The sequence below is a fragment of the Terrimonas sp. genome (genome assembly GCF_003075435.1).
Taxonomy (GTDB): domain Bacteria; phylum Bacteroidota; class Bacteroidia; order Chitinophagales; family Chitinophagaceae; genus Agriterribacter.
Genome location: NZ_QCZJ01000050.1, coordinates 1 through 12,350 on the forward strand (window position 1 = coordinate 1; position 12,350 = coordinate 12,350).

Below are 12,350 nucleotides of genomic sequence, written 5' to 3' on the forward strand. Positions count from 1 at the left end.
AAGCAGTATCACCCCAGGTAAATAAACCATGAGAACCGAGCATGATACCACGGATACCTGGATTTTCGTCAAGACATTTTTTCAGCTCAAGCCCCAGTTCAAAGCCGGGTTTTCTCCATTCTACCCAGCCAAGCTTTCCGTTGAATAATTCTTTGGTAATGCGTTTGCCGTCTTTAGCCGCAGCAATTGCAATGGCTGCATCGGGGTGCAGGTGATCAATATGCTTAAACGGAAGAAAACCATGCAACGGCGTATCTATTGAAGGTGCTTTTGAAGCAAGATCAAAAATGCAATGGTTAAACAGTTCTACCATTTCATCTTCATACTGCAAGCCTCTGTATACGTTTTTAAGACTTCTTAAACGATCCACATACAATGCAGCCAAACCATTTTTTTTCAATGTTCCCAAATCGCCTCCTGAGCCTTTTACCCACATCACTTCTGTTTCCGTGCCGGTTAAAGGATCTTTACTGATTACTTTACATGAGGTGTTTCCACCGCCATAGTTGGTAAGTCTCAAATCCGCTCCAAGTAAATTGGAACGGTATATCAATAATGCCACTTCATCGCCTGCCAGTTCAGCCGCTTTGGATTCTTCCCACAGGTAACTTACGTGCTTAAATGTTTTTGTACCAGAAGACATAAACTAATATTTAGTTTTAAAAATTAAGGTTTTAAAGAATTACCGTATCCTACCAGCAGTACAGCAATAATAATTGTAATAATGCCTGCAGTAATAGTGAATTTTGTTTTTGAACTTACACCTTTCCATTCTTTTAAAATAACACCCCACATATTAGCTACGAGAATGATAAAGGCCATATGCAATATCCACGAGCTTGGTCCATTTCCCATCTTACTTTCACCCATTCCATAAAAAAAGAACTGAAGAAACCAGGTGGTACCTGCCAAAGCTGAAAATATATAATTGCGTAACAGCGGTGTTTTACTATTGGTATAATCGCCAAAGGTTTTATTGCGTGCATTCAGGAGCATACACCATATAAAATTGGTAGTTAAGCCGCCCCATAAAATCACTACATAGGTTACATTATTCTGATAGAGAAACTCTCCCTGCCCCGGGTTTGCATTTTTCCATAACTCATTAGCTGTTTCCGCCATTGATTTACCAGATTCTATACCAAAATTAAAGCAGGCGCTGAGTACGCCGGAAATAACAGCAACCAGTAACCCAAGCCCGAATTTATATTCTGTTTTCACTTCTGCACCGCCGTGTGGATCAGCTGCCACTGTTTGTAATTCTTTTTCTTTCAAACTACCTGCCCTGCCACATAAGATAATGCCGAGTATACAAACAGCCAACCCTGCCAGTACTGTAAGCCCCCAACTGGTAGTAACCAGCATACCAAAAGTATCTTTACCTGTTTTTGGAAAGAACTGGTAATACATGGAAGGGATTAAAGCGCCAAGTACCATTGTAAGCCCGAGGATAATACTGTTACCGAGAGATACCCCGAGATAACGAACACCTAACCCGTAGGTAAGTCCGCCTATACCCCAAAGCAATCCAAATAAATAAGTAACGCCTAAGGTAGCGCCATCTGTATGCTTTATAATCTCAGAAAAGTTAGGGATAGTTAAATATGCCGCAAGCGGAGGAACAATAAGCCATGAAAATAAACCGCCTATTATCCAGTAACTTTCCCAGGCCCAACCTTTAACTTTCTTATAAGGGATGTAAAAACTACCTGAAGCAAAACCGCCTATAAAGTGATAAATAATGCCTAATATAACCTGCATCCTTAAATTTTTTCAAATGGAAATATGCAATCTGATGACCAAAAGTATTGTATGAATATCATAAACCCATCATGTGCTGTCATGGCTTAAAACCCACAATTTTCACCTTTATAGAAGACATTCCTATATACCGGATAGCTTTTTAAGCAGATCATCTTTTCGTCGGGTTGAAACATCAATATTACTACCATCTTCCATTGTAATATAGCCGCCTTTGCCCTTATAATAATTTTTTACCAATGAAAGGTTGACAAGATGGGAATTATGTACACGGAAAAAGTTATATTCTGCCAGCAGATCTTCAAATTCTTTAAGTGTTTTTGCTACTACCATTTTTTTATTTCCTGTCAGATAAATCGTGGTATAATTGATATCACTTTCACAACGTATGATATCGCCTACCGCTATATAACTGATACCACTTACGGTATGAATACCTATCCTTTTTGAGGCGGCATTCATAGCTTTCATATTATCCAGCAGGTTGTCTATTTTTTGAGCGGTTTCAATCTTGGACAACCGCTTCTGCATCCGTTCTACCGCGTTTTTCAATTCGTCCGCATCAATGGGCTTTAGCAAATAATCTACAGCGCTAAACTTAAAAGCCTGCACTGCATATTTTTCGTAAGCGGTTGTAAAAATTACGTCGAAATTAATTTCGTCTATGCCTTTCAGTAAGTCGAACCCGGTTTTATCGTGTATCTGCATGTCAAGAAAAACAAGGTCAGGCTGCAGCTTTAAGCTTCCTTCAATTGCCGTTTCAATGGTATTATAGCTGTCTAATATACGAACAGACGATCTGCAATGATCATTCAATAAACCTGAAAGGCGGTCCACACAATGGCGCTCATCATCTACTATTATGGCATTGATCATATCAATCGGAACAGTGGTTTGGAAATGATTAAAAATAATAACAATCCTTCAATAATATGATTTTTTGGGGTGTATTCCCAGAGATTTCGCTTATAATGACATGATTACGGATGAACTGAAAATCAGGTTCCCGGTGTTCGCATCGGCGAAACAGGATTTGCTACACAAAGAGCCACAAAGCATACACAAAGTTACACAGAGCGTTTTATTATTCTTTGTGGCTCTTTGTGTACCCTTCGTGTACCTCTGTGAAATAACCACTGAATATTGCAACCGGTAAGCCGGGAACTTAAAAGCGAAATCCCTGAAACCTTCACCCGTTTTTTGAGCGTATATTTATGACGCAATATGTATTATGAAAAGATATCTTTTTTTAATCACTGTTCTAATAATAACTGTTTCTGCCTTTTCCCAGCAATTTGGCGGAAATCCGCCTTCGTTAAAATGGAAGCAGATAAAAACCGGTGAAGCAAAAATTATTTTCCCCGCAGGGCTTGATACGGCCGCGCAACGTACCGCGGCTATTGCGCATTATCTCCATAAAACAACTTCAGCAACGGCAGGCAACAGTCTTCGAAAGATCACTATTGTTTTACAAAATCAAGCCACAACCTCTAACGGGTATGTAGGACTTGCGCCCTGGCGCAGTGAATTTTATTTAACGCCGTCGCCTGATAATTTTTCGCTCGGCAGCCTGCCCTGGATTGATAACCTTACCCTGCACGAATACAGGCATGTGCAGCAGTATATGAATTATCGCAAAGGCTTATCAAAGCTGGCATATATTATATTGGGTGAAGAAGGCCAGGCTGTTGCTAATAATGCCGCCATACCCAACTGGTTTTTCGAAGGCGATGCCGTTTTCCAGGAAACTGCCGTCAGTGAACAGGGAAGGGGGAGATTACCTTATTTTTTTAATGCTTACCGATCACTATGGCAATCTGGTAAAGAGTATAGTTTTATGAAGCTGCGCAATGGGTCGCTGCGTCATTTTATTCCTGATCATTATGCACTGGGTTATTTGCTCACCGCTTATGGAAGAGAGGCATACGGCGATCATTTCTGGACAAATGTAACGGATGACGCCGCAAGATTCAGGGGATTATTCTATCCTTTTCAAAAAGCAGTAAAAAAATATAGTAAGCTATCATACAAAAATTTTGTAAACGATGCTTTTCTGTTTTACAAAAAACAAGATGCCGCTTTTTCGGATGCTGCCTTTATAACACAGGGAAACAACCACTATGTGAGTAATTATATAGCGCCTTATTTTAAGGGGAGTGACACTATTATCGCGCTAAAAAAAACATACCGCGAAAGACCAGCGTGGTATATGCTTTCTAAAAACGGTGAAAAGAAAATCCGGGTAAAAGATATCGGCGATGATGACTATTACGCCTATGCAGCTAATAAAATTGTTTACACTGCAATGCAGCCTTCCGTAAGATGGGATCAAAGAGATTACAGCATTATAAAAATACTTGACATCAATACTAACACCGTTAAACAGCTAACGCATAAAAGCAAATACTATACACCAGGTATTTCTGATGACGGGAAGAGGGTTGCTGCTGTTGAATTTTTACCTGATCAGCATAACAGCATTCATATTATTGACGCAGGAAACGGGCAGGTGCTGGAAAAAATTTCTCCTTCCGGAGATATTGAAATGTTCAGCTTTCCTAAATTTTATAAAGACAATAATATCATAGCTTCTGCAAGGAATAAATCTGGCATGATGAGCATCGTATTCATTGATATAAACACCAAAGCTATCAACCCGCTTATACCCTGGAGCTATAATGTGAATGGGTATCTTTTTATAAAGGGTGATACTTTATTTTATTCCGCCACCAGCGCCGGACATGATAATATTTTCGCAATAAACATCCCTGCAAAAAATATTTACAGGTTAACGAATGAAAGTCTTGGCGCCTACCAGCCATGCATAAACGAAAATGGCAAATTAGCCTGGAGCAGCTTTACCCCTACCGGCTATCAATTAAAAGAAAAACAACTGTCTTCTGCTGACTGGCAACCTGTTATAAGTACATTTTCCGTGAATGCTGTTGATATGTTTGTGCCTAATGGATTATCACAAACCAGTAAATACGGCCCCGGCAGCTTACCTCAAGATAACTATACAGTTAGCCGGTATAGCAAACTAAGCCATCCTTTTAATTTTCATAGCTGGCGGCCATATTACGAACAACCGGAATGGAGCTTTACCTTGTATGGAGAAAATGTACTGAATACTTTTCAATCCCAGGTTTCCTACACGTATAATGAAAACGAGCAAAGTCACCAGGCAGGGCTTTCAGGAACTTATGGTGCTTTATTTCCCTGGATTACAGGGGGTGCATATTATGCTTTCGACCGAAAAACCAGCGACAGCACCCGCACCATCCACTGGGATGAATTGAATGCAAACATAGGTTTAACTGTACCATTGAATTTTACCAGCGGCAGGTGGTATAAATTCCTTTCGCTTTCATCTTCGTATAATATTAACCAGTTAAATGTCACAGGTAAATATAAAGACAGCCTTGTTTCTCCTTTATTTCAATTCATGCAATCGTCTGTAAGCTGGACAAGCCAGGTGCAAAAAGCCACTCAGAATATTAATCCCAGGTATGCACAAACTTTTTTGCTGAGGTACAGGAATATGATTGATAACAACAAAGCACATCAACTGCTCGCATCAGGTTCTTTATATTTTCCGGGAATCGGAGTTAATCACAGTATTGTATTAACAGGCGCTTTTCAGCAGCGCGATACCGTTAACAGGTATCGCTTCTCTAACCTGTTTCCTTTTGCAAGAGGATATGAAGCTATTGACGCACCCCGTATGTGGAAGCTGGGCGCTAATTATCATTTCCCATTATGGTATCCCGACTGGGGCTTTGGGCAGATCGTTTACTTTTTACGTGTAAGGGCTAATGCTTTTTTTGACAATGCGCAAATACAAAGCTTGCGTACCAAAGAGATTTTTACTTTACGCAGCACAGGCGCGGAAATTTATTTTGATACAAAATGGTGGAACCAGCAGCCGGTATCTTTTGGTATACGGTACAGCAGGTTACTGGACACTGATATTGCAGGATTAAAAAATGCCAACCGCTGGGAATTTATAATGCCGGTGAATTTAATAAGCAGGTAACCTCACCCCAACCCCTCTCCATGCAATGGAGAGGAGCGGTACTTAGAATAATTCCAATCCATATATCTACCACATCATCTATATAAAAATTCAAACAAAATGTGCCCTGCTTCGTCTCATTTTCAAATTTTCAAATCATCACATTTTCAAATTAATTACTGGTCACTCGCGATCTTATCATAGCTCGCTACAATACCTTTAATTAAAGATGAACTGAAACCCTGGTGCTCCATTTCATTTAAACCTGCTATAGTGCATCCTTTAGGTGTAGTTACTTTATCAATTTCATGCTCAGGATGGGTATTCTTTTGCAGCAATAATTGTGCGGCGCCGAGAACAGTTTGCGCGGCAATAAGGCTTGCTGTTTTTGCATCAAATCCTATTTGAATACCCCCCTGTATATTGGCACGTATATAGCGCATAGCGTATGCAGTACCACAGGCAGCAAGCACAGTAGAGGCATCCATTAGTTTCTCTTCAATCACTACCACTCTCCCCAACTGGTTGAAAATATCTTTTACATATTCCAATTGGTCGCTGGTAATGTCTCTCGCGCTGATGCAGGTCATGCTTTGTTGTATGGCAATAGCAGTATTAGGCATTGCCCTGACCGTAGAAATTTTTTTATTGAGTATACTATGAATGTGCTCTGTGGTAATACCAGTTATTACAGAAACCAGCACATGCCTGTTTTCATCAAACAATAATCGCAGACTGCCCAATACTTCGTCTACCTGGAAAGGTTTAACCGCCAGAATTACAAGGTCCGCAAATTTCACCGCTTCCGTATTGTCATTGCTCACCAGTACACCTTTTTCTTCAAGATGTGTAAGTGTACTGATATTTCTTTTTGTAATGAGAATATGCCCCGGAGTAATAAAACCACTTTGTATTAATCCTTCCGCAACAGCGGTTCCAAGATTACCTCCTCCTATTATCGCGATTTTCTTATTCATTGTTAATAATATTTCTCAGACGTTAAATAGTGGCGTACATAATCTTCCACGCCATTTTCAAGTGTAAAAAATTCATCTTTATATCCCGCTGTTCTCAGTTTAAACATATCCGCTTCAGTAAAATACTGGTATTTATCCCTGATATCTTCCGGCATATCTATAAACCTGATATCAGGTTCCTTCCCCAGCCCTGCAAATGTTGCTTTTGCCAGATCATAAAAGCTTCTTGCTTTACCCGTACCCAAATTATATATGGTTGACCGTGGCTGATTTTTCATTAGCCATACACATACTTTAAGCACATCTTTTACATAGATAAAATCACGGAGCTGCTGCCCGTCTTCAAAATCAGGACGGTGAGATTTAAACAATTTTACGAAACCATTTTCTTTGATCTGGTTAAACGAATGGAATATCACACTCGCCATACGGCCTTTATGATATTCATTAGGCCCATACACATTGAAAAACTTTAAACCAGCCCAAAACGGCGGTTTGCTGATCTGATTCAGCACCCATTTGTCAAATTCATTTTTTGATACGCCATAAGGATTAAGCGGCTGCAGTCTTTGAGGAGTAATGCCATCGCTGTAACCAAGCGCCCCATCACCATAGGTAGCCGCTGATGACGCATACACAAAGGGTATATCGTAAACCACGCAATAGTTCCATAAATCCTGGGAGTACTCAACATTCAGCCTTTCGAGCACTTCGTAGTTAAACTCAGCAGTATCCGTGCGGGCACCCATGTGAAACACAAATTTCACTTCCGGCTTATGTTCTTCCAGCCATTCAAGCAGTTCATCTCTTTCTACTTTATGAATAAACCTTTTGCCTTCAAGGTTATTCGCTTTATCAACCCTTTCAAACTCATCAACCAGTATAAGATTTGCATAGCCCTGCTTATTCAGATAGCTGGTTAAACAACTGCCTATAAAGCCGGCAGCGCCTGTTATCAATATAATATCTTCTTTGGTAATAGCCACCCCATTTGCCATAGTATATGTTAGTTTTGGCGGCAAAATTACAGGAATAGAGGCTATCAACCTTAAGGTTATCGTATTGTTAGCCATCTTAATGAAAAAAAGCCTGACATTACCTGGTTATAATTAGCACACCCGGCACAATCAGCCCATAAAACAGCAGAGATAACTATTGATGAAAATAAATACCAGCTAAAGCAGCATTAGGCCCCCGTACCTGGTTAATCCGTATCCGCACAGGACGATCAACCCTGAAACGTACTAATTTACCTGTTTGTATATTGTCAACAATTTGAGCAGGGGCAAGTAATTCAAAGTTTTCGAGATCAAAAACTTCAAATGCACATCTTCTTCCCTTTGAATCCGGATCTATAAAATGCAATATGATATCATAAGAAACTCCTTTTTCACTATAAACATCAAGAGGAAATGTTTGCAATGTTGGTATAGGGTCTTTTGTAATAAAAGCATATTGCGTTGGTAATGATCCTTCAGGTGCATTTTTTGTATTCCATCGCCGTTGTCCGGCTCTTCTTACTACAACAGAATCTACATAGCCGGGCTTTCTGAATTTAGTTAATGACTTATCGTCTGCAGGTTGCAGGCAGCCATCCGTTTCATCAGGAATAACTGAAGCATTTGAAATGGCAGGAGCTATCTTAAATGTCGAAATTTTATACTTCAAATCAGTGCTGTCAGTTTTAAAATGATATGCTTTTTCACTGTATTTAAATTTGATATTGTATTTACCCGGCTCAAGATTCTTCAGGTATACGAACTGGTTATCTTCCCCGGCTGGCAATATCTTTTTACCATTTAAAATTATTTGCTGAATTTGTTTCCCGATTTTAGGGATACCAACTTCACCGGCCACGGTGCCTTGTGGCACATCTATTACAAAATTGCCTTTAAGTACATTTATAGCTACTTTAATATTGCCATACGGCGTTGGCACATCTCCCGCCACTTCAGTTAAACCACCTGTAATATTAGGCGCTGCACGAAACTTTCTGAAACCTAATGAAAGATTTTTTACCCCAAGGATTTCTTCTGAGATCCAGCGCACCACGCCGGCACCCCAGGGATGCGCGAGGCTTGTATAGCCGCATTGATTATTTACAGGGGCGCTATTGGGCAATAACGCATCATTCCAGGAGGGTCGGAAAACCTCAAAAAAAGTAGTGCCCCCATACTTTATTTGCCCGCCCCAATGATCATTAATAGTTGATAATGCATCAACATATTTCCCTGTTAAAGCTAATGCCTGAATAATAAAATATTGATTAAACGATGAGTAAGATAATCGCTCATTACGATCTTTGCACCGCTCATTAAACAGGGTTAACAAATCTGCAGATTGATATAATCCGGCATTCATAGCTTCGGCAAGTGCGTGTATACCCATTTTTTTTAAAGCCATGTCGTCATTCAATAATTGCATTTGCCTGGTATCAGCATATTCTGCAAATTTATTGGCTAAGCTGTCTTCATTAATTGAACGCAGTGCTGCCGAAAATTTTCGCCATGCATTTATACAAAGCCAACGGTAAGCCTGCTGCGGCTCAGATATATCAGGCTGCTCAAAGCCGGCACCCAATCTCTCATCCCAACCCATAAATACAAGTTTCGGAAGATTATCAAAATGATCATAAGCCACCTGCAGTTTTTTGTGAGCATTATTCATTAGTGTTTTTAAGAAAGCACTATCACCTGTATACTGATAATAGTCAAGTAAGCCAAGTACCCAATAGATAGCATACGCAGCAATTCCATTATCCTGAACAGAAGTAAATAAAATATTCTTGCGCACAAAGTCAAAGTTTCCAAACGCTGACAGCGATGCTTCCTGTGATGGATATGCGTCACCAGTCCAGGAATGCCTGTCACTTCTTTCCATAAGAATTGCTCCAAAATAATCCTGCAGCAGGTTTAGCTTAACAGTATAGGCTCCTGTATACCATATTCGATTTAACATGGTATCATTACTATAAAAACTGCCGTTGTAATTGCTCGGTTTTATCTGGCAGACAAGTTTAAAATTCTTCAAATGCCATTTTGAGTTAAAACTATTTACATGCAACCACGCGAAACGTACCCCTTCGTACAAAAGATTGTTAAGCTCCAGCCTATAGGCATTTCCATATTTAACAGGTTTTAGTGTTTTTACAGGATGCTGAGCCCCGGCATTCAATATTGCAGGTTCTTGGTATTCGCTGATACTTGCCAGCACTTCTCCATTCATATCTTCCGATTCAAACTCTACCCAGCCAGCACTTACAACACCGAAATCAAAAAAAATCTCTCCTTCTCCCTGAACGATAACAGATGAACCTTTGATTTGAAAAGATGTTGCAGGCGATGCCTGCACACTACCTGGAAAAAGCTCATATACCTGCAGGCTATCATCGGCATTTGTGCTTATCCATCTGTAATTTACATAAGGATCAGGCGAATTTTTATGCTTTGTTTTTTGAAACTTTCCACCATGTATTTTTTTATAGGGTTCAATAACCTGAGCATTGGCTGCTGTCAATAACATTGCACATATTATCAGGATAAGACCTATTGTACTATAAGGCGACCGCATAAATAATATAATAAAAATTTTAACTCACTTTAAAAACCGATTATATAAAACACCATCTTTTTCAATTAATACTATTTTCAATTAAGCAAGCAATATATTTTCATCAATATTCTTCCGCAATATTTCCTTCATAAAAAGATTAATTTCCCATTGCGATACTATGGGTTTATTATCTTCAATACTTGTCCACATATATGGTGGTGGCCCAAATTCAGGTGTAATGGTAATTTGCTTTTCTTTTCTTTCTTTCGCATTATTAACAATCCGGATCCACCATTGCAGAAATGTCTGAACTGCATCAACCCATATATTATTTCGGGGGTCAGGTATCTGAGGGCCTTGTGGAAATCCTACACGTGCATGTATATGCGCTGCGCGTTCTACTGCTTCATTAAGCACCGCCTTATAGCCATCCAGGTAGCTTTCCGTTACACAAACCCAGTGAGAAAAATCTGCAGTTATTTTCATTGTCTCTCTAAGATCGAATAATACCTGCGCATTTGCCGGGCTATATCCTATACTCCCTCTATGCGTTTCATGTACTACTTCAATATTATTTTTTGCGCTAAATGCTGATGCGGTATCCAGCAACATCAATTGCTCATCTAATGTAAAAAAGTCTCTGCCGGTATGAGAATTAATCAGGATGGGATTAGTTTCTGTAGCGGAGTATAAAAAATATTCAAATGATTTACAAAACGATTCAATATTCGTTCCGGAAGCCTGGTATTGCTGACTCACCATAATTAACTCATATTCTTCCAGCAACCTTGTCCACCTTTGTCTTTCTTTAGGATGATCAGGCACCCATGTATCAATACCATCATAACCGGCTTCCTTTATTTTAACCAGGAAGGGCTCAATATCCATTTCTTCAAAACCCCATTTAGGGCAAAGAATTTTTAATTTCAATTTTAAGATTTATATATCAGGGGATTTTGCTTATCATTATTTAAAACATCTCCGATATTCATATGATTCACCTGCTCGTCAGTAAGAATATTTTGAATACCATTAAAGACTGCCCCATCGGGCATATAAGCACAGGTAAATGCGCGCCTGAATCCATTGGTCATATTAGCTCCCGCCCCATGTATTGTTAATCCGTTATGAAAAGAACAGCTTCCAGCCTTCATAGGCGCCGCTACAGATTTTGATTTCCTGTACTCAGGATAGAAATCAAAAATCGCATCCATATTTTTTCCGATACCCGGGTTTTCAAAACGTGTTGTGTGATGCGAGCCGGGAATAAAATAAAGACATCCATTTTCAAGTGTAGCATCATCGAGGGCTACCCAAATTGACAACGCCTGCCGATCGCTAAACGACCAAAAAGGAGTATCCAGGTGCCAGGATGTAGGATTTGCCCATGGCCTTTTTATCAATGCCTGATCATGCCATATACGTGTACCCTGCCAACCGGCAAGCAATGCTACCATCTTACCTATCCTTTCATCTAACATCATTTTTTTTACCCTTTCGTTAGTCTGCCAAAGGTTCAACATCTGATCAAATACTTTTCCATAATAATCACTCTCTTTATTAATCCCATCATCGTCTCCTATTTTAACATCTTTGCCTGGCATTTTTCGACCATTACGTTCCTGTATAGCTTCTGTTACAGCCTCTCGCCACAAATCAAGTTCTTCGGCGCTGAGAAAATCTTCAACAATCAAATAACCATCCTTTTGATAACTTTCAATTTGTTCATTTGTCAAAAATGTATTCATAAATTCCTTTTTTTATAGAAATAATTAGCCTGTCCTGATAGAACAGGCTAATTATTTTTGATTGAATATTGAGTGAAGTTATCTCTACCACTCAATATCCCGGGTTTTGTTGCAGGTTGGAGTTAATTTGTATTTCCCTTGCAGGAATAGGATAGATAAACTTATCCTGTGTGATATTAAACGCTGCGGGTAATATCCAGCCGTATTGTGCTTTCAGTGCAACACCTTTTGCCGTGATCTTTTCTATCGCTTTACCACTGCGTAGCAAATCGAGCCAACGATGATTTTCAAACGCCA

Annotated in this window: 10 protein-coding genes; 1 reads left to right on the plus strand and 9 read right to left on the minus strand. The window is 39.6% G+C overall.

What is annotated here, in order from left to right:
• The 3 genes from DC498_RS25340 to DC498_RS25350 all read right to left on the minus strand — a co-directional run.
• Window positions 1-643, minus strand: a 643-nt coding sequence (locus DC498_RS25340) for a class II aldolase/adducin family protein (RefSeq protein WP_206197747.1), incomplete at its 3' end; no start/stop codon positions are given.
• A gap of 23 nt (window positions 644-666) precedes the next feature.
• The gene (gene rhaT, locus DC498_RS25345; protein WP_116876922.1) at window positions 667-1,761 is read right to left on the minus strand and encodes an L-rhamnose/proton symporter RhaT; all 1,095 of its coding nucleotides are present in this window, start codon (window positions 1,759-1,761) and stop codon (window positions 667-669) included.
• A gap of 123 nt (window positions 1,762-1,884) precedes the next feature.
• Window positions 1,885-2,637 (minus strand): LytR/AlgR family response regulator transcription factor, encoded by a 753-nt coding sequence (locus DC498_RS25350; protein WP_116876923.1) that lies wholly within the window; start codon window positions 2,635-2,637, stop codon window positions 1,885-1,887.
• A gap of 355 nt (window positions 2,638-2,992) precedes the next feature.
• Between DC498_RS25350 and DC498_RS25355 the strand changes: the two genes are divergently transcribed.
• Window positions 2,993-5,797 carry a hypothetical protein gene (locus DC498_RS25355; protein WP_116876924.1) on the plus strand — a complete coding sequence of 935 codons (2,805 nt, stop codon included), beginning with the start codon at window positions 2,993-2,995 and terminating at the stop codon, window positions 5,795-5,797.
• 155 nt (window positions 5,798-5,952) lie between these two features.
• Here the strand turns inward: DC498_RS25355 and proC are convergent, their stop codons facing one another.
• The 6 genes from proC to DC498_RS25385 all read right to left on the minus strand — a co-directional run.
• Window positions 5,953-6,753: a pyrroline-5-carboxylate reductase gene (proC, locus tag DC498_RS25360; RefSeq protein ID WP_116876925.1), complete on the minus strand. Its 801-nt coding sequence runs from the start codon at window positions 6,751-6,753 to the stop codon at window positions 5,953-5,955.
• Window positions 6,754-6,755: 2 nt separating this feature from the next.
• Window positions 6,756-7,826, minus strand: a complete 1,071-nt coding sequence (gene rfaD / locus DC498_RS25365) for an ADP-glyceromanno-heptose 6-epimerase (protein ID WP_240628097.1) — start codon at window positions 7,824-7,826, stop codon at window positions 6,756-6,758.
• 79 nt (window positions 7,827-7,905) lie between these two features.
• Window positions 7,906-10,275: an alpha-L-rhamnosidase-related protein gene (locus DC498_RS25370; RefSeq protein ID WP_165813963.1), complete on the minus strand. Its 2,370-nt coding sequence runs from the start codon at window positions 10,273-10,275 to the stop codon at window positions 7,906-7,908.
• Between the two features lie 129 nt (window positions 10,276-10,404).
• Entirely contained in the window at window positions 10,405-11,235 is an 831-nt protein-coding gene (locus tag DC498_RS25375; protein ID WP_116876927.1) for a sugar phosphate isomerase/epimerase family protein, read from the minus strand.
• A 2-nt stretch (window positions 11,236-11,237) separates the two neighbouring features.
• Window positions 11,238-12,053 carry a phytanoyl-CoA dioxygenase family protein gene (locus DC498_RS25380; RefSeq protein WP_116876928.1) on the minus strand — a complete coding sequence of 272 codons (816 nt, stop codon included), beginning with the start codon at window positions 12,051-12,053 and terminating at the stop codon, window positions 11,238-11,240.
• A gap of 91 nt (window positions 12,054-12,144) precedes the next feature.
• The coding region (locus DC498_RS25385) for a RagB/SusD family nutrient uptake outer membrane protein (protein ID WP_116876929.1) at window positions 12,145-12,350 on the minus strand (206 nt) is incomplete at its 5' end.